At 72.4% G+C, this 22,254-nt stretch carries 23 protein-coding genes and 1 pseudogene; 11 read left to right on the forward strand and 13 right to left on the reverse strand.

Annotated elements, in window-relative coordinates; all coding sequences use genetic code 11:
- A pseudogene (locus V7E45_RS25140) lies at window positions 1-290 on the reverse strand (hypothetical protein); the annotation flags it as partial.
- A 258-nt stretch (window positions 291-548) separates the two neighbouring features.
- Between V7E45_RS25140 and gcl the strand changes: the two are divergent.
- Window positions 549-2,336: a glyoxylate carboligase gene (gene gcl / locus V7E45_RS25145; RefSeq protein ID WP_333776469.1), complete on the forward strand. Its 1,788-nt coding sequence runs from the start codon at window positions 549-551 to the stop codon at window positions 2,334-2,336.
- A gap of 130 nt (window positions 2,337-2,466) precedes the next feature.
- Here the strand turns inward: gcl and V7E45_RS25150 are convergent, their stop codons facing one another.
- The 5 genes from V7E45_RS25150 to V7E45_RS25170 form a co-directional block, all read right to left on the reverse strand.
- Entirely contained in the window at window positions 2,467-3,039 is a 573-nt protein-coding gene (locus V7E45_RS25150) for a TIGR04222 domain-containing membrane protein (RefSeq protein ID WP_333776470.1), read from the reverse strand.
- Window positions 3,040-3,210: 171 nt separating this feature from the next.
- Complete coding sequence (locus V7E45_RS25155) at window positions 3,211-3,444, reverse strand: hypothetical protein (protein ID WP_133919215.1); 234 nt, start codon at window positions 3,442-3,444, stop codon at window positions 3,211-3,213.
- Window positions 3,445-3,837: 393 nt separating this feature from the next.
- Window positions 3,838-5,295 (reverse strand): catalase, encoded by a 1,458-nt coding sequence (locus V7E45_RS25160; protein ID WP_333776471.1) that lies wholly within the window; start codon window positions 5,293-5,295, stop codon window positions 3,838-3,840.
- Between the two features lie 193 nt (window positions 5,296-5,488).
- On the reverse strand, window positions 5,489-6,382 hold the full coding sequence (locus V7E45_RS25165) for a 2-hydroxy-3-oxopropionate reductase (protein ID WP_333776472.1): 894 nt from the start codon (window positions 6,380-6,382) through the stop codon (window positions 5,489-5,491).
- 28 nt (window positions 6,383-6,410) lie between these two features.
- Entirely contained in the window at window positions 6,411-7,232 is an 822-nt protein-coding gene (locus V7E45_RS25170) for a TIM barrel protein (RefSeq protein ID WP_333776473.1), read from the reverse strand.
- A gap of 274 nt (window positions 7,233-7,506) precedes the next feature.
- Between V7E45_RS25170 and V7E45_RS25175 the strand changes: the two genes are divergently transcribed.
- The 8 genes from V7E45_RS25175 (at window position 7,507) to V7E45_RS25210 (ending at window position 13,994) form a co-directional block, all read left to right on the forward strand.
- Window positions 7,507-7,767 (forward strand): thiamine-binding protein, encoded by a 261-nt coding sequence (locus tag V7E45_RS25175; RefSeq protein WP_333776474.1) that lies wholly within the window; start codon window positions 7,507-7,509, stop codon window positions 7,765-7,767.
- Window positions 7,764-8,132 carry a helix-turn-helix domain-containing protein gene (locus V7E45_RS25180; protein WP_333776475.1) on the forward strand — a complete coding sequence of 123 codons (369 nt, stop codon included), beginning with the start codon at window positions 7,764-7,766 and terminating at the stop codon, window positions 8,130-8,132. Before V7E45_RS25175 ends, V7E45_RS25180 begins: the two co-directional genes overlap by 4 nt.
- Before the next feature lie 117 nt (window positions 8,133-8,249).
- A complete protein-coding gene (uraD, locus tag V7E45_RS25185; RefSeq protein ID WP_333776476.1) occupies window positions 8,250-8,762 on the forward strand; it encodes a 2-oxo-4-hydroxy-4-carboxy-5-ureidoimidazoline decarboxylase in 513 nt (170 codons plus the stop codon).
- Between the two features lie 4 nt (window positions 8,763-8,766).
- Complete coding sequence (gene uraH, locus V7E45_RS25190; RefSeq protein ID WP_319150179.1) at window positions 8,767-9,171, forward strand: hydroxyisourate hydrolase; 405 nt, start codon at window positions 8,767-8,769, stop codon at window positions 9,169-9,171.
- Between the two features lie 5 nt (window positions 9,172-9,176).
- On the forward strand, window positions 9,177-10,124 hold the full coding sequence (gene pucL / locus V7E45_RS25195) for a factor-independent urate hydroxylase (protein WP_333776477.1): 948 nt from the start codon (window positions 9,177-9,179) through the stop codon (window positions 10,122-10,124).
- Between the two features lie 123 nt (window positions 10,125-10,247).
- Window positions 10,248-11,627: an 8-oxoguanine deaminase gene (locus V7E45_RS25200; RefSeq protein ID WP_333776478.1), complete on the forward strand. Its 1,380-nt coding sequence runs from the start codon at window positions 10,248-10,250 to the stop codon at window positions 11,625-11,627.
- Between the two features lie 350 nt (window positions 11,628-11,977).
- On the forward strand, window positions 11,978-13,303 hold the full coding sequence (locus V7E45_RS25205; RefSeq protein WP_333776488.1) for a nucleobase:cation symporter-2 family protein: 1,326 nt from the start codon (window positions 11,978-11,980) through the stop codon (window positions 13,301-13,303).
- A 67-nt stretch (window positions 13,304-13,370) separates the two neighbouring features.
- The gene (locus V7E45_RS25210; RefSeq protein ID WP_333776479.1) at window positions 13,371-13,994 is read left to right on the forward strand and encodes a TMEM175 family protein; all 624 of its coding nucleotides are present in this window, start codon (window positions 13,371-13,373) and stop codon (window positions 13,992-13,994) included.
- A 26-nt stretch (window positions 13,995-14,020) separates the two neighbouring features.
- Here the strand turns inward: V7E45_RS25210 and V7E45_RS25215 are convergent, their stop codons facing one another.
- The 4 genes from V7E45_RS25215 to V7E45_RS25230 all read right to left on the reverse strand — a co-directional run bounded on the left by V7E45_RS25215 (window position 14,021) and on the right by V7E45_RS25230 (window position 17,152).
- On the reverse strand, window positions 14,021-14,443 hold the full coding sequence (locus V7E45_RS25215; protein WP_333776480.1) for an acyl-CoA thioesterase: 423 nt from the start codon (window positions 14,441-14,443) through the stop codon (window positions 14,021-14,023).
- A 52-nt stretch (window positions 14,444-14,495) separates the two neighbouring features.
- Complete coding sequence (locus tag V7E45_RS25220; RefSeq protein WP_333776481.1) at window positions 14,496-15,128, reverse strand: hypothetical protein; 633 nt, start codon at window positions 15,126-15,128, stop codon at window positions 14,496-14,498.
- 101 nt (window positions 15,129-15,229) lie between these two features.
- On the reverse strand, window positions 15,230-15,829 hold the full coding sequence (locus tag V7E45_RS25225; RefSeq protein WP_333776482.1) for a histidine phosphatase family protein: 600 nt from the start codon (window positions 15,827-15,829) through the stop codon (window positions 15,230-15,232).
- A 114-nt stretch (window positions 15,830-15,943) separates the two neighbouring features.
- The gene (locus tag V7E45_RS25230) at window positions 15,944-17,152 is read right to left on the reverse strand and encodes a pyridoxal phosphate-dependent aminotransferase (RefSeq protein WP_333776483.1); all 1,209 of its coding nucleotides are present in this window, start codon (window positions 17,150-17,152) and stop codon (window positions 15,944-15,946) included.
- An 81-nt stretch (window positions 17,153-17,233) separates the two neighbouring features.
- Between V7E45_RS25230 and V7E45_RS25235 the strand changes: the two genes are divergently transcribed.
- Window positions 17,234-17,872, forward strand: a complete 639-nt coding sequence (locus V7E45_RS25235) for a winged helix-turn-helix transcriptional regulator (protein WP_333776484.1) — start codon at window positions 17,234-17,236, stop codon at window positions 17,870-17,872.
- 54 nt (window positions 17,873-17,926) lie between these two features.
- Here the strand turns inward: V7E45_RS25235 and V7E45_RS25240 are convergent, their stop codons facing one another.
- Genes V7E45_RS25240 through V7E45_RS25250 form a run of 3 tightly spaced genes read right to left on the reverse strand, consistent with a single transcriptional unit; the run spans window position 17,927 to window position 21,543 of the window.
- Window positions 17,927-18,727, reverse strand: a complete 801-nt coding sequence (locus V7E45_RS25240; RefSeq protein ID WP_333776485.1) for a hypothetical protein — start codon at window positions 18,725-18,727, stop codon at window positions 17,927-17,929.
- Window positions 18,727-19,989 (reverse strand): VWA domain-containing protein, encoded by a 1,263-nt coding sequence (locus tag V7E45_RS25245; protein WP_333776486.1) that lies wholly within the window; start codon window positions 19,987-19,989, stop codon window positions 18,727-18,729. Before V7E45_RS25245 ends, V7E45_RS25240 begins: the two co-directional genes overlap by 1 nt.
- Window positions 19,990-19,998: 9 nt before the next feature.
- Complete coding sequence (locus tag V7E45_RS25250; RefSeq protein WP_333776489.1) at window positions 19,999-21,543, reverse strand: IucA/IucC family protein; 1,545 nt, start codon at window positions 21,541-21,543, stop codon at window positions 19,999-20,001.
- 104 nt (window positions 21,544-21,647) lie between these two features.
- Between V7E45_RS25250 and V7E45_RS25255 the strand changes: the two genes are divergently transcribed.
- Window positions 21,648-22,254 (forward strand): IucA/IucC family protein (locus V7E45_RS25255; protein WP_333776487.1); only part of this gene is annotated, 607 nt, incomplete at its 3' end.

Here is a 22,254-nt window from a genome sequence, read left to right on the forward strand (position 1 = left end):
GTCGCGGGGCCGCCGACGGCCGCCGGGGGCGGGTCGCTCACCGCCAGGCGCAGGACCGTGCCGCACGGGCAGCCCAGTTCGGGGTGCGGCCACTGGTTGCCGCGACCGCAGGCGGCGCAGCGCACCGTGACCCACTCCTCGTCCCAGGCGCGGTGCGCCAGGACGGCCGGCGGGGCGGCGTCGTCCAGCCGCACGGTGGTCGGCGCGCCGCAGGCGCACGGATAGGACGGCGCGGTGCGCACGTGCGCGCGCCGGCAGACCGGGCAGCGCACCGGCACGCTCTCGGGCATGGCCCCTCCCGGGTGTCGCGTGGGGACGGCTCTCCCATCGTCCTCCTGCCGCCCACCGCCTGTCCGGCGCTTGCGCGGTCCGGCCGGCCCTTGACGGCGTTCGCGCACCCCCCTAGATTGCTTCCAGATAGTAGAAGTTGAGTTCCACGATGCGGAATCGATGGGGCCGACGGAATCAGAATGGTTCGAACTGGAGACTGTGCTCACCGCGGGGCGCGCCGGGAGTACGCATCCGAGAAGCCGAAGCAGGAGTACTCGATGGCTCGTATGACCGCTGCCCGCGCGGCAGTTGAGATCCTCAAGCGCGAGGGCGTCACGGACGCCTTCGGGGTGCCGGGCGCGGCGATCAACCCGTTCTACAAGGCGCTCAAGGAGGGTGGCGGCATCCACCACACCCTCGCCCGCCACGTCGAGGGCGCCTCGCACATGGCCGAGGGCTACACCCGGACCACGCCCGGCAACATCGGCGTCTGCATCGGCACCTCCGGCCCGGCCGGCACCGACATGATCACCGGCCTGTACTCGGCCATCGGTGACTCGATCCCGATCCTGTGCATCACGGGCCAGGCGCCCACCCACGTGATCCACAAGGAGGACTTCCAGGCCGTCGACATCGCCTCGATCGCCAGGCCGGTCACCAAGATGGCGGTCACCGTCCTGGAGGCCGCGCAGGTCCCCGGCGTCTTCCAGCAGGCCTTCCACCTGATGCGCTCCGGCCGTCCCGGACCGGTCCTGATCGACCTGCCGATCGACGTCCAGCTCACCGAGATCGAGTTCGACCCGGAGACCTACGAGCCGCTCCCGGTCTACCGGCCGACCGCCACCCGCGCCCAGATCGAGAAGGCGCTCTCCTTCCTGCTGGCCGCCGAACGCCCGGTCATCGTCGCCGGCGGCGGCGTCATCGGCGCCGACGCCTGCGACCTGCTGGTCGAGTTCGCCGAGCTGACGCGGACCCCGGTGATCCCGACCCTGATGGGCTGGGGCGCGCTGCCCGACGACCACGAGCTGAACGCCGGCATGGTCGGCGTCCAGACCTCGCACCGCTACGGCAACGCCAACTTCCTGGAGTCGGACTGCGTCCTCGGCATCGGCAACCGCTGGGCCAACCGCCACACCGGCTACAAGCTCGACGTCTACCGCGGCGACCGCACGTTCGTCCACGTCGACATCGAGCCCACCCAGATCGGCAGGATCTTCCCGCCGGACTACGGGGTCGTCTCCGACGCCAAGGCCGCGCTGGAGCTGTTCATCGAGGTCGCCCGCGAGCTGAAGGCCGCCGGCCGGCTGCCCGATCGCGCCGACTGGGTCGCCTCCACCCAGGAGCGCAAGGCCATGCTGCTGCGCCGCACGCACTTCGACGACGTGCCGATGAAGCCGCAGCGCGTGTACGAGGAGATGAACAAGGCCTTCGGCCCCGACACCCGCTACGTCACCACCATCGGCCTCTCCCAGATCGCCGGCGCGCAGATGCTGCACGTCTACAAGCCGCGCCACTGGATCAACTGCGGCCAGGCGGGCCCGCTCGGCTGGACCGTCCCGGCCGCGATCGGCGTCGCCAAGGCCGACCCGGACGCCCCGGTGGTCGCGCTCTCCGGCGACTACGACTTCCAGTTCATGATCGAGGAACTGGCGGTCGCCGCCCAGCACCGCATCCCCTACGTCCACGTGCTGGTGAACAACGCCTACCTGGGCCTGATCCGCCAGGCGCAGATCGGCCTGGACATCGACTTCCAGGTCAACCTGGAATTCGAGAACATCAACACTCCCGAGATCGGCGTCTACGGCGTGGACCACGTCAAGGTCGCCGAGGGCCTGGGCTGCAAGGCGATCCGGGTCACCGAGCCGGACCAGCTCGGCGCCGCGTTCGAGCAGGCCAAGAAGCTGGCCGCCGAGTACCGGGTGCCGGTCGTCGTCGAGGCGATCCTGGAGCGCGTCACCAACATCTCGATGAGCCGGACGATGGACATCAGCGACATCTCCGAGTTCGAGGACCTGGCCACCGAGCCCGGCCACGCGCCGACGTCGCTCAAGCCGCTGAAGGTCTGACCCGGCCCGGCCGGCACACACCAGGGGCGGCCCTTCCCGAGGGGGAGGGGCCGCCCCTTCTCGTGTCCGTCTCGTGTCCTTCTCGTGCGGGGCCGCCGCGCGGCCGGTGTCCGGAAGCCGCCGTGCGCCGTCACACCGTCCCGCAGGTGAAGCCGCCCCCGCCGCTCCCGCGGTCCCACGACGGGCGCAGCTCGCGCTCCGTCGTCCCGCCGCGGCCGGTCAGGCCCGCCTCGCGGGCGAAGTGGGGCGCGAGCAGGGTCAGCGCCCGGTCGCCGTACAGGGCCACCAGCAGGACCCGGTCCCCGGCGGACAGGCCGTCCGGGCGGGCGGGCAGCGGATGCCGGGAGCGCGCCTCCCGCAGGGCCCGCCGTCCCGCGCGGGTGCGGCCGGGCGGGAAGCGCCGCAGCAGACCCACGCCGGCGAGGTCCCCGCGCAGCGCGCCGAGCGCCTCGCGCACGGCGCGCCGCTCCAGCAACTGGCCCATGCCGGCCGGGCGGTAGAGGCTCGCGTGCACCGCCTTCGCGAGCGCGGGCAGCGGCGCCCCGGTCACCGGTCCCGAGGTGCGCATGGTGCCAGGGCGCCCCGCCCGCACGGCGCCGCGCAGATGCAGGTCCAGCACGGTCACCGCCACCGCGGCCCGGGCGCCCCCGCGCAGCAGGGCCAGCGCGTGCGGCTCGGCCGGGACCCTTGTCGTACCACCCATGACACACCCCCGAGCGGGGTCCGCCGCCCCCGTGCCGGCGGGCCCCGCGTACCGGTGATGTGCCCGCCGCGAGGGGCGGTCCACGCCTGCGCGGCGGTGTTCAGAGCTCGATTTGAGGATGCCGTGGCGCGGGCACAGCCGGCGGTCCGGCCGCTGCCGTACCCGGCCTGGTCACCCCTCGTGCTCCGAAAGGCCGGGCCAGTCGTCCGGGCCGCCGCCCTGCCACTCGATGAGGTCGCTCTCCTCGACCTCGATCCGGTCCAGGTCGGCCAGGCGCAGGATCTCCACGACGTCGTCCAGGTGGGAGGCGAGCCCCAGGGTCACCTCCCCCTCGGTGACCCGCCGGGAGCCGTCGAGGGCCGGGGAGTGGACCACGATGTGCGGGTGGTGCGTCGGATGTCCCATGGGTTCAGCGTCCTGCGGATACGGCGCAGGCGCACGCCGGGACCGGGACAGCACGAGAGCGCCCCCGGACCGGGGGCGCTCTCGTGGTGGGGCGTACTGGCCGTCCGACGGCGCGAGGCTGGGCGCGACAGGACGTTCGCGCCGCCGGACGGAGCCGGGGGACCTCTGCCGAGGTCGTGGCTGGGGACCGCGGCGGAGGCGACGGAGCCGGGGACCCTTCCCTCTGGTCGAGAAGGGCACTCGGTTCCTTCACCACCGCACTGGCTCGCACTCCGCCGCGGTCCTCGCCCTGCCCGCGGTGCCGGCGATCACCCCTCATCCGGATCGCTCGGCGGCGGGTCGTTCACGTCCGGGGCCGGACCTCCCCGTCAGGTCCCGGACGCGGTCCGTGGGTCAGTCCTCGCGCAGGGCGCGGACCGCCTCCTCCACGCGCTTGCCGTACTCCGGGTCGGCGGCGTGGAAGTGGGCCAGGTTCTTCTCGATCACGTCGTCGCGGGAGACCTGCGAGAGGCCGCCGGCGATGTTCGCGACCAGACGCTGCCGCTCGTCCTCGGACATCAGGCGGTACAGCTCGCCCGCCTGGACGAAGTCGTCGTCCTTGGTGTGCGGCGGGGCCTCGTGGGTGCCGGTGTGGCCCGTCACCGCCAGCGGGGCGGACAGCGGGCGGCCGGTCTCCACCGGGCCGTCGTAGGAGTTCGGCTCGTAGTTCTTGGCGTACCGGCCCTGGGGGTTGGCCGCCATCAGGCCGTCCCGGCCGTAGTTCTGCGCGGTGGTCGCCCTCGGCGCGTTGACCGCCAGCTGGGTGTGGTTGACGCCGAGGCGGTAGCGGTGGGCGTCCGCGTAGGCGAACAGGCGGCCCTGGAGCATCTTGTCCGGGGACGGGCCGATGCCGGGGACGAAGTTGTTCGGGGAGAAGGCGGCCTGCTCGACCTCGGCGAACACGTTGTCCGGGTTGCGGTCGAGCACCAGCCGGCCGACCCGCTGGAGCGGGTGGTCCCGGTGCGACCACACCTTCGTCACGTCGAACGGGTTGAAGCGGTAGTCCGCCGCCTCGGCCGCCGGCATGAGCTGCACGTACAGGGTCCAGGACGGGTGCACACCCCGCTCGATGGCCTGCAGCAGGTCCGTCTGGTGGGAGTTGGGGTCCTTGCCCGCGAGTTCGGCGGCCTGCTCGCTGCTCAGGGAGCGGACGCCCTGGTTCGTCTTGAAGTGGTACTTGACGAAGAAGGCCTCGCCCTCGGCGTTCGTCCACTGGTAGGTGTGCGAGCCGTAGCCGTTCATGTGGCGGTACGACGCCGGGACGCCGCGGTCGCCCATCAACCAGGTGACCTGGTGGGTGGCCTCGGGGGAGTGGGCCCAGAAGTCCCAGACGTTGTCCGGCTCCTGGCGGCCGGTGAACGGGTCGCGCTTCTGCGAGTGGATGAAGTCGGGGAACTTGATCGGGTCCTTGATGAAGAACACCGGGGTGTTGTTGCCGACGAGGTCGTAGTTGCCCTCCTCGGTGTAGAACTTCACCGCGAAGCCGCGCGGGTCGCGGACCGCGTCCGCGCCGCCGAGGGAGTCGGCGACCGTGGAGAAGCGCAGGAAGACCTCGGTGCGCTTGCCGATCCGGTTCAGGAAGTCGGCGTGGGTGAAGCCGGTGACGTCGTCCGTCACCTCGAAGTGGCCGTACGCGCCGGAGCCGCGGGCGTGCACCACACGCTCCGGGATCCGCTCGCGGTTGAAGCGCGCGAGCTTCTCCAGCAGGTGCTGGTCCTGGAGCAGGAGCGGGCCGCCGACGCCGGCGGAGGCGGAGTTCTGGTTGTCGGCGACCGGGGCGCCGGACTCGGTGGTGAGCACGCGCTTCGACATCGTGGACCTTCCGTGCGGGTGTCAGCGGAAACCTGTTTCCGCTTCGTGGAGCCTAGAAGTGGGCGATCCGGGCGTCAACAGTTTGTTGAACCGAATCGGTGGTTCGCGGGAAGTGGTTCCGGGCCGCGGCGACGCCTGGGCGCGACAGGACAGTTGTCGGCGGCGCCGCGGCCCGGAAGTCTCGGGGCGGTGCTCAGACCCGGGCGCCGGACAGGCGCTCCACGGCCCGCAGCAGGGCCGAGTGGTCCAGGCCGCCGTCGCCCTGCGCGCGCAGGGACGCGACGAGCTGGGCGACCACGGCACCGACCGGCAGGGCGGCGCCGACGGTGCGGGCGGCGTCGGTGACGATGCCCATGTCCTTGTGGTGCAGGTCGATGCGGAAACCGGGCTTGAAGTCGCGGGTCAGGAAGTTGTCCTTCTTGCGCGTCAGCACGGTCGAGCCCGCGAGGCCGCCGTTGAGGACGTCCAGTGCGGCCTTCAGGTCCACGCCCGACTTCTCCAGGAACACCACGGCCTCGGCGCACGCCTGGATGTTCACGGCCACGATGAGCTGGTTGGCCGCCTTCACGGTCTGGCCGGAGCCGTGCGGACCGCACAGCACGATGGTCCTGCCGAGGGCGTCGAAGATCGGCTTCGCCCGGTCGAAGTCGTCCTGCTCGCCGCCGACCATGATGGACAGCACGGCCTCGACGGCGCCGGCCTCACCGCCGGACACGGGGGCGTCCAGCACCCGGATGCCCTTGTCCCGGGCGGCCTTGGCCAGGTCGATCGAGGTCCGCGGGGTGATCGAGGACATGTCGATCAGCAGGGCGCCCGCCCTCGCGTTCTCCAGGATGCCGTCGGGGCCGTAGCAGATGGCCTCGACCTGCGGGGATGCCGGGACCATGGTGATGACGACGTCCGCGTCCCGGACGGCCTCGGCGATCGAGCCGGCCGCGGTGCCGCCGGCGGCGGCCAGGCGGTCCAGCTTGTCCTGCTCCAGCGTGAAACCGGTGACGGTGTAGCCCGCCTTGATCAGGTTCTCCGACATGGGGGAGCCCATGATGCCGAGGCCGATCCAGGCGATCGTGGGAAGCGTGCTGCTCATGATGATGGGATGCCTTTCGGTACGAGGGTCAGCGGGGCAGCCAGTCGAAGGCCTCGGCGCTCGGGCGGTCGCCCGGCTTGTACTCGAGGCCGACCCAGCCGTCGTAACCCGCCTTGTTCAGCTGGTCGAGGAGGTCCTCCAGGGGCAGCGAACCGGTGCCCGGGGCGCCGCGGCCGGGGTTGTCGGCGATCTGGACGTGGCCCGTCCGCGCCGCGTACCGCTCGATCACCCGCGGCAGGTCCTCGCCGTTCATGGACAGGTGGTAGAGGTCCATGAGGAACTTCGCGTTGCCGAGGCCGGTCGCCGCGTTGACCTTGTCGACGACCTCGACCGCGGCCGGCGCCGAGACCAGCGGGTAGAGCGGCGACTCGGGCCGGTTCAGCGCCTCGATCAGCAGGATCGCGCCGATCCGGTCGGCCGCCCGGGCCGCGAGGACCAGATTCTCCAGGGCGAGGGCGTCCTGCTCGGCCGGGTCCACGCCCTCGACGCGGTTGCCGTAGAGCGCGTTGAGCGCGGTGCAGCCGAGCGACCGGGCGAACTCCGCCGCCACGTCGACGTTGGCGCGGAACCGCTCCGACTCCGCACCGGGCACCGACAGGGCGCCGCGGTCGGGTCCCGGCAGCTGCCCGGCGTAGAAGTTCAGCCCCGTGAGCCGGACGCCGGCGTCCTCGATCGCCTTCTTCAGGGCGTCGAGCTCCGAGCGCTCGGGGGTGGGGGAGTCGACCCAGGGCCACCACAGCTCGACCGCGGTGAAGCCCGCCGCGGCGGCGGCCGCGGGACGCTCCAGGAGCGGGAGTTCCGTGAAGAGGATCGACAGGTTGACGTTGAAGCGCTGGTCTGCAAATCCCACGGGGGCGGCGCTCCCTTCCTGTAAGTCCACGATGCGCATTCCGCGATGCGATCCAGTGGAGAAGTTCCACTATGCGGAAGTTCGTTTCTGCTTAACGGAAGATTGCCTGCGAAGGGTGAGGACTGTCAAGAGCGCGCCGGAAAAAGTGCCGGTGAGCGAACCGGAAGGGCCCGCGGGGGCGGTCCGTTAAGGTCTTCCCGAGCGGCCCGGGTGGTCCGGCCCGGTCGCGGACCCGGCGGCCCACGCGGGTCGGAGTGCGAGCCTTGGGGGCGCAGTGCGACTGAAAGTGGAGTTCACGACGGAGCCCTTCGATCTCGACGAGGCACCCGCGCACGCGGTGGTCGCCCGCGAGGTCATCGAGGCGGCCCAGCTGGACGCGATCGACGTCGGCCCGTTCGGCAACACCGTGGAAGGCGCCGCCGACGCCGTGCTCGGCGCCGTGGACGCGCTGCTGCGCCGCAGCCTCGCGGCCGGCGCGACCCGGGTCTCGCTCCAGGTCAACGTCGTCGACGCGGGCGGAGGGGACGAGAAGTGACCGGCACCGGGGACGAGTCCTTCATCGCGGCCGTCAAACCGCTGGTCGACGCCATGGGCGGGGAGATGCTCCCGCCGGACGAGGCCGGCGCCGAGGACGTCGTGCTCGCCTGGGAGGGCGTCGACGTGCTCGCCGTGCGCCTGCCGCAGCTCGCCGACTCGCTCGACCACATCCTCGCGGCCATGGAGCGCAGACGTGGCCGCCCGCTGGCCGAGCTGGACCGCAAGTCGAAGCAGGAGGTCGTGCGGATACTGGAAGCCCGCGGTGCGTTCGCCGTCCGGCACGGCGTGGAGACCGTGGCGAGCGCGCTCGGCGTGAGCCGCTTCACCGTGTACAACTACCTCAACCGTGAGAAAGAGGGCTGACGCCCGACCGGAGCCCCACCCTGAATTTTCAACAAAGTGTTGACGTGTTGTTTCGGAGGGCGTTAGCTACAGGCAGCCCGTTCAGCACGAAGGCCGTTTCCGGCCACGGAGGCTCCCGTGACTACGACTTCCACGCCCCCGGGCCTGGCCCGGTTCAACGTCCTGGAGGAGCACGCGGCGCTCGCCGGCCTCCTCGAGGCGTGCGCCTCCACCGCCTGGGCCCGCCGGCTGCTCGCCGGCCGTCCGTACGCCACCCTCGACGACCTCCGTGCCGCCAGTGACGCCGCCATGGCCGACCTGGGCACGGCGGACCTTGCGGAGGCGATGGCCGGCCACCCGCCGATCGGCCGCCCCAGGCCCGGCGACCCCACCTCCACGCGGGAGCAGGCCGGCATGGCCGGCGCCGCCGAGGAGCTCAAGGCCGAGATGCTCGAACTGAACCTGGCCTACCAGGAGCGGTTCGGGCACGTCTTCCTCATCTGCGCCACCGGCCGGACCGGCGAGCAGATGCGCGACGCGGTCAAGGAGCGGATCGGCAACTCTCCGGAACAGGAGCGGGAGATCGTCCGCACCGAGCTGGGCAAGATCAACCGCATCCGACTGGCCCGACTCGTCGAAGAGGACGCCTGACACCATGAGCACCAGCACCACCGCCTCCGTGTCCACGCACATCCTGGACACCTCCGTCGGACGCCCCGCCGAGGGCGTCGCCGTCCACCTCTCCGCCCGATCCGGCGGCGCGGCGGACTGGCAGGCGCTCGGCGGTTCCGCGACCGACGCCGACGGCCGGTGCAAGGACCTCCCGGCCCTGCCGGAAGGGACGACCCACGTACGGCTCGACTTCGCCGTCGAGACGTACTTCTTGCAGTCCGAGAAGAAGCAAGCCGATGCGCAGCAGGACGCCCCCGCGAATCGGGACAGCGGGCCGGGCGTGTTCTTCCCGGAGGTGGCGATCACGTTCGCCGTCGTGCCGGGCGAGCACTACCACGTACCGCTGCTGCTCAACCCGTTCGGCTACTCCGTTTACCGAGGGAGCTAGCAGACATGGCAGTCAATCCCCGTCCGGCCCACCCTGTGATGCTGGGACAGAACCAGTACGGCAAGGCCGAGAACCGAGTCGTCAAGATCACGCGGGACGGCGCCACCCACCACATCAAGGACCTCAACGTCTCCGTGGCCCTGAGCGGCGACATGGAGGAGGTCCACTACTCCGGCTCCAACGCCAACGTCCTGCCGACCGACACCACCAAGAACACGGTGTTCGCCTTCGCCAAGGAACACGGCATCGAGTCCGCCGAGCAGTTCGGCATCCACCTCGCCCGCCACTTCGTCACCTCGCAGGAGCCGATCAAGACCGCGCGGATCCGGATCGAGGAGTACGCCTGGGAGCGGATCGAGACCTCCGACGCCAACTCCAGGTTCATCGGCGCGGAGGAGGTCAAGCACTCGTTCGTGCGCAAGGGCCAGGAGACCCGGGTCGCCCAGATCACCTACGACGGTGAGAAGTGGGAGGTCATCTCCGGCCTCAAGGACCTGACCGTCATGAACTCGACCAACTCGGAGTTCTGGGGCTACGTCAAGGACAAGTACACGACACTCCAGGAGGCCTACGACCGCATCCTGGCGACCTCGGTGTCCGGCCGCTGGCGGTTCAACTGGACCGACGACGAGCAGAAGATGCCCAACTGGGAGAAGTCCTACGAGCAGGTGCGCAGGCACGCGCTCCAGGCCTTCGCCGAGACGTACTCCCTCTCGCTCCAGCAGACGCTGTACCAGATGGGTTCGCGCATCATCAACAACCGCAGCGAGATAGACGAGGTCCGCTTCTCCCTGCCGAACTCGCACCACTTCCTGGTCGACCTGGAGCCCTTCGGGCTCAAGAACGACAACGAGGTCTACTTCGCCGCCGACCGGCCCTACGGCCTGATCGAGGCGACCATCCTCCGCAACGGCTGCGAACCGCGGATCCCGGTGGACCTCACCAACCTCTGAGCCACACCCCTCTTTTCGGCACCCGTGACCGGGGAACCGTCCACCCCGGTCACGGCACTCAAAACTCCCGGGGTCCTGCCGTGCCCTCCCTCACAGAGTCCACTGAGCGAAAAGGACGAAGTCATGGCAGCAGACCAGCGCATCGTCATCGAGAACTGTGCGATCGCGACCGTCGACGCCCAAGACACCGAGTACGCCTCCGGGCACCTGGTCATCGCCGGCAACCGGATCGAGGCCGTCGGCGCGGGCAGGGCCCCCGAGGGCCTGGAGAACGTCGTACGCCGTATCGACGCCACCGGACACCTCGTGACCCCCGGCCTGATCAACACCCACCACCACTTCTACCAGTGGATCACCCGGGGCCTGGCCACCGACCACAACCTCTTCGACTGGCTGGTCGCGCTCTACCCCACCTGGGCGCGCATCGACGAGCCCATGGTGTACGCGGCGGCCCGCGGCTCGCTCGCGATGATGGCCCGCGGCGGCGTCACCACCGCCATGGACCACCACTACGTCCACCCGCAGGGCTCCGGCGACCTGTCCGGCGCGATCATCCGCGCCGCCCACGAGACCGGCGTCCGCTTCACCCTGGCCCGCGGCTCCATGGACCGCAGCGAGAAGGACGGCGGACTGCCCCCGGACTTCGCCGTCGAGACCCTCGAAGGCGCCCTCACCGCCACCGAGGAGACGGTCAAGGAGCACCACGACGCCTCCTTCGACGCGATGACCCAGGTCGCCGTCGCCCCCTGCTCCCCCTTCTCCGTCTCCACCGAACTCCTCAGGCAGGGCGCCGAACTGGCCCGCCGCCTCGGCGTACGGCTGCACACCCACGGCTCGGAGACCGTGGAGGAGGAGAAGTTCTGCCACGAGCTGTTCGGCATGGGCCCGACCGACTACTTCGAGTCCACCGGCTGGCTCGGCGAGGACGTGTGGATGGCGCACTGCGTCCACATGAACGACTCCGACATCGCCGCCTTCGCCCGGACCAGGACCGGTGTGGCGCACTGCCCCTCCTCCAACGCCCGTCTCGCGGCCGGCATCGCCCGCGTCCCCGACATGCTGAAGGCGGGCGTGCCCGTCGGCCTCGGCGTCGACGGCACGGCCTCCAACGAGTCGGGTGAGCTGCACACCGAACTGCGCAACGCGCTCCTCATCAACCGCCTCGGCGCCCACCGCGAGGCCGCGCTGAACGCCCGGCAGGCGCTGCGCCTGGGCACCCACGGCGGCGCCCAGGTGCTCGGCCGCGCCGCCGAGACCGGTTCGCTGGAGGCCGGCAAGCTGGCCGACCTGGTGCTGTGGAAGCTGGACACCCTCGCCCACGCCTCCATCGCCGACCCGGTGACCGCGCTGGTCTTCGGCGCGGCCGCCCCGGTCACCGCCTCCTTCGTCAACGGCCGCCAGATCGTCGAGGACGGCCGCCTGCTGACCGTCGACGAGGACGCCGTCGCCCGCTCCACGCGGGACGAGGCCCGGCGCCTGGCGCGGATCGCCGCCCAGGGCTGAGCCGCATCCGGACTCCGGCCGGGAGGGACGGCTCCCGGCCGGTAGCCGTGGACCCGAGCGGGGTCCATGGCGGCCGTCCCCGGGGCGCGTGTGTGAGCACGCGCCCCGGAACGGTCACCGTCCCGCGACCCCCGAGGGGTCTCCCCGGTCCCTACCCGCTCTCGACTTCCCTCGAGCGGGAGGTACCCCCTGCCCGTCGCGCACCACCTCCCTGAAACCCGCGTCAGAGCCGATGCGTCTAACCGACCGGAGGAGCCGCCGTGTCCGCCCACCCCGCCGACGAGAAGTCCGTCCACCCCGCCGACGAGAAGTCCGTCCACCCCGTGGACGAGAAGCTCCCCGCCCTCAAGATGGCGACGAGCGGCCTGCAGCACGTGGCCGCCATGTACGCCGGAGTCGTCGCCCCGCCCCTGATCGTCGGCGCCGCCGTAGGTCTGTCCGGCACCGAGCTCACCTTCCTCACCGGAGCGTGCCTGTTCACCGCGGGCCTCGCGACCTTCCTGCAGACCCTCGGGATCTGGAAGATCGGCGCCCGCCTGCCCTTCGTCAACGGTGTCACCTTCGCCGGGGTCGCCCCGATGACGGCGATCGTGGCCTCCGCGAAGGACAGGTCCGACGCCCTGCCGATGATCTTCGGCGCGGTCATCGTCGCCGGTCTCCTCGGCTTCCTCGCCGCCCCGGTCTTCTGCAAGGCGGTCCGCTTCTTCCCACCGGTCGTCACGGGGACGGTCATCACCCTGATTGGGGTCTCCCTCCTCCCGGTCGCCTTCAACTGGGCCCAGGGCCCCGACCCCGCCGCGCACGACTACGGTTCGACGACCAACCTGGCCCTCGCGGGCGCCACCCTGCTGATCGTCCTGCTGCTGCGCCGCTTCACCCGCGGCTTCGTCAAGCAGATCGCGGTCCTCCTCGGCCTCGTCGCCGGCACGCTCCTGGCGATACCGTTCGGCGTCACCGACTTCGACCCCGTCACGAAGGCGCACCTGGTCGGCTTCCCGACCCCGTTCCACTTCGGCGCCCCGCAGTTCCACATCGCGGCGATCCTGTCGATGTGCGTGGTGATGGTGGTCTCCATGACCGAGTCCACCGCCGACATGCTGGCGCTGGGCGAGATCGTCGAGCGCCCGGCCGACGAGCGGACCATCGCCGCCGGTCTGCGCGCCGACACCCTGGGCTCCGCCCTCAGCCCCGTCTTCAACGGCTTCATGTGCAGCGCCTTCGCCCAGAACATCGGGCTCGTCGCCATGACGCGGATCCGCAGCCGCTTCGTGGTCGCGGCCGGCGGCGGCTTCCTGGTCCTGATGGGCCTGTGCCCGATGGCCGCCTCGCTCATCGCGGTCGTCCCGCGCCCGGTCCTCGGCGGGGCCGGTGTGGTCCTCTTCGGCTCGGTCGCCGCGAGCGGCATTCAGACCCTGGTCAGGGCAGGTCTCGAGCGGGACAACAACGTCCTGATCGTGGCCGTCTCCCTCGCCGTCGGGATCATCCCGATCACGGCGCCGGATTTCTACCACTCCTTCCCCGAGACCGCGAGGATCGTCCTGGACTCCGGCATCTCCACCGGTTGCGTCACGGCGGTCCTGCTCAACCTGGTCTTCAACCACCTCGGCCGCGACAGCGAGGCCGCGGACGTCACCCACCCGATGGAGTCGGGCGAAGAACTCGCCCCGGCTCACTGACCCTCGGCACGGACGGGGTACGGCGACCGCCGTACCCCGCGCCGTCATGTGCGGCAGGCTGGGCCGTATGAACGAGTCCGGCCGCGTGGAGGCCTTCAGCGACGGGGTGTTCGCCATCGCCATCACCCTGCTCATCCTCGACATCAAGGTGCCCGAGGCCGACGGACCGGGCGGCCTGTGGCACGCCCTGGGCGCGCAGTGGCCGTCCTACGCCGCCTATGTGGTGAGCTTCCTGGTCATCGGCATCATGTGGGTCAACCACCACCAGGTGTTCAGCTACGTCGCCCGGGTCGACCGGACGCTGATGTTCCTCAACCTGCTGGTGCTGATGGTCGTGGCCGCGGTGCCCTGGCCGACGGCGATGCTCGCGGAGTATCTGCGCGAGGACCGCGCCTCCCACGCGGCCGCCGCCGTGTACAGCCTGGTGATGGTCGCGATGGCGCTCACCTTCCAGGCCCTGTGGTGGCATCTGACCCGCACCGGCCACCTCTTCGACTCCCGGGTGGACGCCCCCGCCGCCCGGGCCACCCGGATCCGCTTCGCACTGGGCTCGCTCGGCTACCCGCTGACGGTGGGCCTGGCCTTCGTCTCCGCCCCCCTCACCCTGGCCGCCCACGGCCTGCTCGCCCTCTACTACGGCTTCAACCAGGTCCCGGTGCCGACCCGGGAGGCCCCGGCCACGTCGTCATGAGCCGGGCCCTTCGGGCGACACCGAGGTCAGAGGCCGAGCAGGGCGGGGTCGGCGGTCAGCATCTTGAAGACCGCGCCCGGATCGGGCACCAGCCTGCGGGCGGCGAGGTCCATGATGCCGCCCACGGCGGTGATCTCGGCCGCCACCGTGCCGTCGGTCCTGCGGATCTCCTGGTGGATCCGGAACGTCTTGCCGGTGCCCCACTCGAACGCACAGGTGACGTCGACCTCGTCGCCGGCGAGCAGCTCGCGCCGGAAGCGGATCGTCGTCTCCAGCGCCACCGGCCCGACCCCCTCGCCGCCCAGCCGCGCCTGGGTCAGCCCGGCCGCCTGAAGCATCGACCAGCGGGCGTGCTCCGCGTAGTTGAGGTACACCGCCTGGTTGAGGTGGCCCTGGACGTCGGTCTCGTAGCCCCGGACGGTCACCCGCACGGAAAACGGTTCGCTCACGACTTCCCCTTCTCGTGTACGACGCACTGACCGACCGATCCTGGCACGCCGCTCACGCCCGGCGCGGGGAGGCCAGCAGATAACGCGCCCTCGTACGGGGCTCGGTGTACTCCCCGGCCTGCCAGCCCGCCCGCTCCAGCGTGGCCGCGCAGGCCCGCAGGGTCCGCTCGTCCGGCCCGTGCACGGCGACGGCCTCGGGCTGCGGGGTGGCGCGCACCCGGTACCCGGCGCCGTCCGGGCCCTCGGGCGGGTGCCCGGCCGCCTCCAGGGCGAGCGCGGCGGCCCGCACCAAATGCGCGCGCTCCCAGCCGCAGGGGCGGTCGGTGGCACCGCCGGGGTTGGTCATCCGGCGCAGCTCCAGCAGCCCCTGCCAGGCACCGCTCACCTCGCGCAGCCGTGCCGCGGCGGATGCCGGTGCCGTGTCCTCGCCGCCGACGCGCGCCGCGAAGACCCCGGCGTCGGGTGCCGGTTCCGGTGCCGGTCCGGGTGGGGCCTCGGGCGCGGTCTGCCGTACCCGGTGCCCGGCCGGCGTGAGGAAGTGGTCGTGCGGCGGCCGTGGATGCCGGAAGGCGAGCCCGTGCCGCACCAGCGCCTCCAGCTGTGTCCGTGTCCCGCGCAGCCGCCCGGTGACCGGATCGGCGGCGTCGATCACCCGCCGCTGCGCGGCGGTCGGGGGTCGGGTCACGGCGTGCTCCCTCCGGTGTGCCGCCTCCACGGGGCCGCCGGGGTGGGCGGCTCGTCAGAAGCGTACGACCGGGCACTGACAGCGGCTCGGGGCCGGCCGGGTCAGCCGGGCGGCCGGAGGTTCCAGACCGCCACCACCGGGCGCCCGTGCTCGGTGCCGAGCCGGCACAGCGTGCCCGTGGCCAGCTGGAAGTGGGCGCCGTCCTGCGGGCGCAGGCCGAGGCGGCGGGCGGTGAGCACCCGCAGGAAGTGGCCGTGGGCGACCAGGACGGCGTCCCCCTCGGTACCGGCGAGGGCGGCGTCCACCTTGTCGAGCATCCGGTCGGCCCGCTCTCCCACCTGCTCGGGGCTCTCCCCGGGGTGGGCGGGCGGTCCCGGCGCGACCCCGTCCGTGAACAGGAACCAGCCGGGCCGGGTCCGCTGGATCTCCACGGTGGTCACGCCCTCGTACCCGCCGTAGTCCCACTCGCACAGGTCGGCGTCGACCCGGGCGTCCGCGAGCCCGATGAGCTCGGCCGTCTCCCGGGCCCGCCGCAGCGGGCTGACGAAGGCGGCGCCGATCCGGTGGGGGCGGAGCAGCGGCACCAGCCGCCGTGCCTCCTCGCGCCCGTCCCCGGTGAGGGGCACGTCCGTCCAGCCGGTGTGCCGTCCGGAGCGCGACCACGAGGTCTCACCGTGCCGGACGAGAAAGAGGTCACCCATGTCAGCGCCCTTCCCGCTCGCCTCCCGAGCACGGTTCCACGGTCCGGGGCGGCGCGCAGCGCGGACTGGGCCGGACGGCCGTGCCCGGTCACCGCACGGTGGCCCCGGCCGGCGTCACTGCCGGTACCCGCCGAGGAACCGCCCGATCCGGCCGATCGCCGCCTCCAGGTCCTCCGCGTGCGGCAGCGTGAGGATGCGGAAGTGGTCGGGCTCGGGCCAGTTGAAGCCCGTGCCCTGGACGACCTGGATCTTCTCGCGCAGCAGCAGGTCGAGGACGAACTTCTCGTCGTCGTGGATCCGGTGCACCTTCGGGTCCAGCCGCGGGAAGGCGTACAGCGCTCCCTTCGGCTTCACGCAGGAGACCCCGGGGATCTCGTTCAGCCTCTCCCAGGCGATGTCGCGCTGCTCGCGCAACCGTCCGCCCGGCGCGGTGAGTTCGCCGATGGACTGGCGGCCGCCGAGCGCGGCCTGGATGGCGTACTGGGCGGGCGCGTTGGCGCACAGCCGCATCGAGGCCAGCATGGTCAGGCCCTCCAGGTAGTCCTTGGCGTGCTGACGTGGTCCGGTGACCACCAGCCAGCCGGAGCGGAAGCCCGCCACCCGGTACGTCTTCGACAGGCCGCAGAAGGTGAGGACCACCAGGTCGGGGGCGAGGGACGCGGCCGAGTGGTGCACGGCGTCGTCGTAGAGGATCTGGTCGTAGATCTCGTCGGCGAAGACCATCAGGCCGTGCCGGCGGGCGAGGTCCAGGACGCCCTCGACGACCTCCTTCGGGTACACGGCTCCCGTGGGGTTGTTCGGGTTGATCAGGACGAGGGCCTTGGTGCGGTCCGTGATCTTCGCCGCCATGTCGGCCAGGTCGGGGTTCCAGTCGGCCTGTTCGTCGCAGCGGTAGTGGACCGCTTTGCCGCCCGCGAGGGTCGTCACCGCCGTCCAGAGCGGGAAGTCCGGGGCGGGGATGAGGATCTCGTCGCCGTCCTCGATCAGCGCGGTCACCGCCATGGAGACCAGCTCCGAGACGCCGTTGCCGAGGAACACGTCGTCGACGCCCACCTCCAGGCCCAGGTTCTGGTAGCGCTGGGCCACGGCGCGACGGGCCGAGAGGATGCCGCGCGAGTCGGTGTAGCCGTGCGCCCGCGGCAGCATCCGGATCATGTCCTGGAGGATCTCCTCCGGCGCCTCGAAGCCGAACAGCGCGGGGTTGCCGGTGTTCAGCCGGAGCACACTGTGGCCCGCCTCCTCCAGCGCGTTGGCGTGCTCGATCACCGGGCCGCGGATCTCGTAACAGACCTCGCTGAGCTTGTTCGACTGCCGGAACTCCATGCGCCCCTCCGGGAACTCGTGTTGCTTGGTTTTACCAAGCGGGAGCTTGGAAAGTCCAACAACCCGTCTAGACTGCGCCGCATGTCACCTCGCCGAAGCTACGACCAGTACTGCTCCGCAGCCCGTGCGCTCGACCTCGTCGGCGACCGCTGGACCCTGCTGATCGTCCGTGAGTTGCTCGCCGGTCCCCGCCGCTACACGGACCTGCACGCGGACCTGCCCGGCGTGAGCACGGACGTACTCGCCTCACGGCTGAGGGACATGGAGCGCGACGGGCTCGCCGGCCGGCGCAGGCTGCCCCCGCCGAGCGCGGCCTTCGTGTACGAACTCACCCGGCGGGGGCGCGAGTTGCTGCCGGTGCTGCAGGCGCTGGGGGAGTGGGGGCAGGCCGAGCTGGGGGAGCGGCGGCCCACCGACGCGGTGCGCGCCCACTGGTTCGCCCTGCCGCTGCTGCGCGCCCTGGAAGGCGCGGGCGAGGGCGAAGGTGTGGTCGAAGTCCGGCTGGACGAGGGTCACTTCCACCTCCACGTCGGCACCGGGGAGGGGCCGGTGTACGGCGACGGGCCCGCACCCGGCGTGGCGGACGCGTGCCTCGGCACGGACTCCGGGACGCTCGCGGCCGTCGGGCACGGCGCGTTGTCGCTGGCGGACGCGGTGCGCTCCGGACGGGTCACGGTCACCGGCGACGGCGCCCTCGCCAAGGCGCTGCGGGAGGCGTGAGGAACACGGAAGGCCCGCCCCGGGGGCGGGCCTTCACGGGCGGTGCGGGACGGGTCAGGCGTTCGGCGGCACCCGGGACGGCCGCCCCGAGCCGCGGGTCAGCGCGTATCCGCCGATGCCCGCGAGCGCGGCGAGCACACCGCCGATGCCGGTCCACACCCAGCGGTCGGACCACCAGCCGGAGGACCAGCCGTCGTCGGGCTCGATGCTGGACAGCACGGCCGACTTCGCGCCGTCCTGCTGCGCCTCGGACTTCACCGCGACCCCGGGCACCAACGGCTCGGCCAGCGAGCCGTCCACGGCCGCCGCGCCGCCGATGTGCTTGGAGTCGGCGCGGACCTCGGCGCTCACCGGCTGGCCGAGGTCTCCCGCGGCCAGGTCCACGACCGTCAGGCGGACGTAGTACGTGCCGGGCAGCGGGTCGTCGGCCCACGGCTCCGACCAGGCGCGCACCGTGCGCAGCACGCACGCCAGCTCCACCGAGGAGGTGCCCTGAGGGGCGGTGCGCGTGGCGGCGCCGTACTGGCAGGACTGGCGGCGCCGCAGACCGTCGTACACGTCGATCTGCCAGGTCTGCGTCCCGTGGGAGGCGGGCAGCTTGACGGTCGCCGCGACGGTCGGGCGCTGCCCGGCGTCCGCGGGGAACGACCAGTACAGGTAGTCGCCGGTGGAGCCGGACGCGGTGGCCCGCTGCCCCTGGTCGATCTCGGTGGCCGTGCGGAAGGACGTGCCCGCCTGCGTGGGCGCCTTGCCGTCGGCCGAGGCGCCGGGCGACGGCGAGCCGTCGGCGGCCGCGGGTCCCGCGGCCAGCCCGAGCGCCAGCAGGGCGGTGCTCAGCACACGAGTGATACGCATCAGTTGGTCCTCCAGACCGCGACCCGCCAGCGGGACACCCAGCCCCACAGCAGGCCCGCGACGAAACCGGCCAGCACCAGCGCGCCGAGCAGCCACCAGCCGCGGCCGAGGCCGAAGGAGGCGACGTCGCTCGCCTTCGACGGACCGTCCACCACGTCGACCGTCAGCTCCAGCGGCAGACCAGGTGTGGTCTTGACGCCCGCGGCGGCCGAGAAGGAGTTGGTGACCTGGAGGCACACGGTCTCCGCGGCCGCGTTCTCGTCGTCGCTCTCCGGCCTCGGGTAGCGCAGGCCGGTGGAGACGACGTCGGTACGGCCGTCGCCCGCCGCCTCACCGCGCACGATCTCGCGTCCGTGCAGGGTCACCGCCCGTAGCAGCACCCCGTAGTCCGGGTTCACCGCGCGGTCGTCCGCCACGCTCACCGAGGCGCGCACCTCCTGGCCCGGCCGGACGGTCACCTTGTACCAGCGCTGCTGCCCGAACTCCTCGCGGTCCGTGTAGAGGCCGGACTTGAGCGACGGCGCCGAGGCGCACTCGCGGGCGCCCTCGGTCGCCACCGGCGTCACCACCGGATCGGCCGCTCGGTCGACCAACTGGCCCACCCGGTCGCTCAGTTCCTCCTTGTGCTGCACGGAGGTGTAGGTGCCGCCGGTCGCGTCCGCGATGCAGCTGAGCTGGTCACGGGTCTTGGCGTCGGGCACCAGGCCGAGGGTGTCGATGGTCAAGCCGATGCCCTTGGCGGCTATCTCCCGGGCCACCTCGCACGGGTCGAGCGGCTGGCAGGTGTCCTCGCCGTCGCTGATCAGGACGATACGGCGGGCGCCGTCGCCGCCGTTCAGGTCGTCCGCCGCCTTCAGCAGCGCGGGACCGATCGGGGTCCAGCCGGTCGGCGACAGCGTGGCGACCGCGGTCTTCGCCTCCGTGCGGTCCAGTGTGCTGACCGGGTAGAGCTGCGCGGTGTCCTTGCACCCCGTCTTGCGGTCGTTGCCGTGGTAGTTGGCGCCCAGGGTGCGGATGCCGAGCTGGACCTCCTCGGGGGTCGCGTCGAGCACCTCGTTGAACGCCTGCTTCGCCGCGGCCATCCGGGTGCCGCCGTCGATGTCCCGGGTCCGCATGGAACCGCTGACGTCCAGCACGAGTTCGACCTTCGGGGCGGCCTGTTCCGTCTCGTCGGCCGCGGCCGGGCCGGGGAGGGCGAGCCCCGCCGTCAGGGCGGCGAGCAGAGCGCAGACGCCCGCCGCCAGCCGTTGTCTTCTGATCATCGGCGGATCTTATTGATCTCGGGTGCCGGGCTCCAAAACGAGCGGGTTCGGCAGCGCCGTCCACAGGTCGCCGGGGGTGTCCGGGGAGAGCCGCATCAGCGTCAACGCTTTGGCGGGCACCGGGTGTTCGCGCAGCGCGGTCAGGTCCGGGGTGCGGGGCAGGCCGGGCAGCGCGGCCGCCAGCGCCGCGCCGAGCGCCGGTCCCGAGCCCGCCGTACCGGCCAGCGCGCCCGCCACCAGGGAGCCGAACAGCTTGCGGCGCAGGGCTGTTTCGTCGTCGGTGACCAGCCGGCCGGTCAGCGGCGGCGGGGTGATGTCGTGGCGCAGCAGCCGGGCGGGGCTGATCCTGATGTCGGCGAGGTCGCGGTAGACCAGGCGCAGCGGTGTGCCGTCGGCCGAGAGCACGACCAGCAGGTTCTGCCCGTGCGCCTCCAGCGCGACGCCGAGGTCCAGCAGCCGCAGCCCGACGGTGAGGGCGAGCCGGGTGAGCCCGGCCAGCCAGGCGGGGGAGTCCGTGAGGCCGGTGGCGGGCAGCGCGGCCACCGGCAGCACCCGCTCGCCGGGGCCCGCGTACACCCGCGGCGACTCCCGCAGCAGCGCGGCGAGATCGGGCGAGTGGGCGGTGGCCGCGCCCAGGGTGCGGGTGATGTGCAGCAGCCCGTCCGTGCGCGCGACCAGGTCCGAGGCGAGGGAGGTGAGCGCCGCCGACGCCTCCACGGAGTAGGCGGAGATGTCCCGCACCGAGGAGGTCAGCCGGGCGCTCAGCGCCGTCTTCACGTGCGGGCCGTCGTCGTCCAGGGCGAGCGTGCGCAACGACAGCAGCGGGTGCGCGGGCCGCCAGGGCGCGCAGGACCGCTTGAGCACATGTGCCGCCTGCCAGGGGTGCACCGGCAGCAACAGACTTTCGCCCGAACGCAGTTCGTCCGGCCAGTCGCCGGACACCAGGCACTCGGCGGCCGGCACGGCGAGGGTGCCCAGCTCCACCACGGGCCGGTGCTCGGGCCCGTACGCCAGCTGGTCCGCCACCGAGAAGCCCGGGCGGGAGCGGCAGTTGGGGTGGAAGGGGTGGCCGTCCACGACCCGCTGCTCCCACTCCCAGTCCTTCCCGCCGCCCGCGGCAGGGGCGGCCCCCGCCGGCCACTCCTTCGGGTGGTTCGCGTCGGCCCGGGACAACGCCAAGGAGGCCACGCTGTGCGCCAGTTCGGACGCGAGACCGGCCGCGTGCGGCACCGCGAGCGCGGTCACCAGCCGGGCCGGGTCGTCGTGGCGGTCGCGGTCGAGGCGTACGGCGGTGACACGGTCCCCGGTGGCGTACGGGTCCGCGAGCGGGCCGTGCAGGGTCCGGCCGTCGGCCAGCCGCAGCGCCAGGGCGTGCGCCCCGCGGACCCGGCCGGTGATCCACGGCAGCGGCTCGTGCGCGAACGCCCGCCACAGCCGGGTCAGGACCGCCGCGCGGGCGCCCGGCAACTCGGCCGTGTACCGGGGCAGCAGGCCGGGCCGTACGGCGGCCAGCTCCTCGGCGATCTCGGCCTCGGCGGTGGGGTGGTGGTACACGGTCGGCTCCTCGGGTACGCGCGGCACGGGGCACGATGGTCAGGGACGACAGACACAGGGACGACAGCCATACTGATCGCCTTCGGGCCCCCGACGAAGAACGAATGGACCGCGTGGACCTCAAGCCCCCCGCCGACGCCGTCGGACAGCGTGCCGACGCGTATGCGGCCGCCCCCCTGCTCAACTGCCTGCTGCGGGAGATCGCCGAACCGCTCCCGGAGTCCGGGCCCGGGGCACGGCCGGCCTACCGGCTGCCCGGCACCGGCCGGCTCATGCGGGTGCGCCCCGGCCGTCGGCCCGCCGAGCCGGAGGTGTTCGACGCCGGGGCCTGGCACCGGCTCGGCCACTCCGAGCTGGTCAAGCTGGTCGCCGAGGAACTGCGCCGGCTCACCGGGTCGCCCGGCGGCGACGTGCCCGCCGAGATGATCGACAGCCGGGACACCGTCGCCGCCCTGCTCGCCGCCCGCGCCCGGGCGACGGCGCCCGGGGACCCGTACCTGCGCTCCGAGCAGTCCCTGATCACCGGCCACCCCCACCACCCGGCGCCCAAGGCGCGCGGCGGCGGCCCGGCCGCGGCCTGGCTGCCGTACGCGCCCGAGGCCCACGCGCACTTCCCGCTGGTGCTGCTCGGCGTCCGCGAGGACCAGGTCGCCGAGGAGGGCGACACCCGTGCCCTGGACGCCCTGGGGACGGCCCCGCCCGGCTACCGGC

It is taken from the genome of Streptomyces sp. IBSBF 3136 (assembly GCF_036815105.1).
GTDB lineage: Bacteria > Actinomycetota > Actinomycetes > Streptomycetales > Streptomycetaceae > Streptomyces.

Bases quoted from the DNA above. Each gene is read 5' to 3' on its own strand.
- gcl (WP_333776469.1), top strand. From the start codon at position 549: ATGGCTCGTATGACCGCTGCCCGCGCGGCAGTTGAGATCCTCAAGCGC.
- V7E45_RS25200 (WP_333776478.1), top strand. From the start codon at position 10,248: ATGGCAGCAGACCAGCGCATCGTCATCGAGAACTGTGCGATCGCGACC.
- V7E45_RS25230 (WP_333776483.1), bottom strand. From the start codon at position 17,152: ATGGAGTTCCGGCAGTCGAACAAGCTCAGCGAGGTCTGTTACGAGATC.
- V7E45_RS25210 (WP_333776479.1), top strand. From the start codon at position 13,371: ATGAACGAGTCCGGCCGCGTGGAGGCCTTCAGCGACGGGGTGTTCGCC.
- V7E45_RS25225 (WP_333776482.1), bottom strand. From the start codon at position 15,829: ATGGGTGACCTCTTTCTCGTCCGGCACGGTGAGACCTCGTGGTCGCGC.
- V7E45_RS25165 (WP_333776472.1), bottom strand. From the start codon at position 6,382: ATGAGCAGCACGCTTCCCACGATCGCCTGGATCGGCCTCGGCATCATG.
- V7E45_RS25245 (WP_333776486.1), bottom strand. From the start codon at position 19,989: ATGATCAGAAGACAACGGCTGGCGGCGGGCGTCTGCGCTCTGCTCGCC.
- V7E45_RS25150 (WP_333776470.1), bottom strand. From the start codon at position 3,039: ATGGGTGGTACGACAAGGGTCCCGGCCGAGCCGCACGCGCTGGCCCTG.
- V7E45_RS25155 (WP_133919215.1), bottom strand. From the start codon at position 3,444: ATGGGACATCCGACGCACCACCCGCACATCGTGGTCCACTCCCCGGCC.
- pucL (WP_333776477.1), top strand. From the start codon at position 9,177: ATGGCAGTCAATCCCCGTCCGGCCCACCCTGTGATGCTGGGACAGAAC.
- uraH (WP_319150179.1), top strand. From the start codon at position 8,767: ATGAGCACCAGCACCACCGCCTCCGTGTCCACGCACATCCTGGACACC.
- V7E45_RS25240 (WP_333776485.1), bottom strand. From the start codon at position 18,727: ATGCGTATCACTCGTGTGCTGAGCACCGCCCTGCTGGCGCTCGGGCTG.
- V7E45_RS25235 (WP_333776484.1), top strand. From the start codon at position 17,234: ATGTCACCTCGCCGAAGCTACGACCAGTACTGCTCCGCAGCCCGTGCG.
- V7E45_RS25160 (WP_333776471.1), bottom strand. From the start codon at position 5,295: ATGTCGAAGCGCGTGCTCACCACCGAGTCCGGCGCCCCGGTCGCCGAC.
- V7E45_RS25205 (WP_333776488.1), top strand. From the start codon at position 11,978: ATGGCGACGAGCGGCCTGCAGCACGTGGCCGCCATGTACGCCGGAGTC.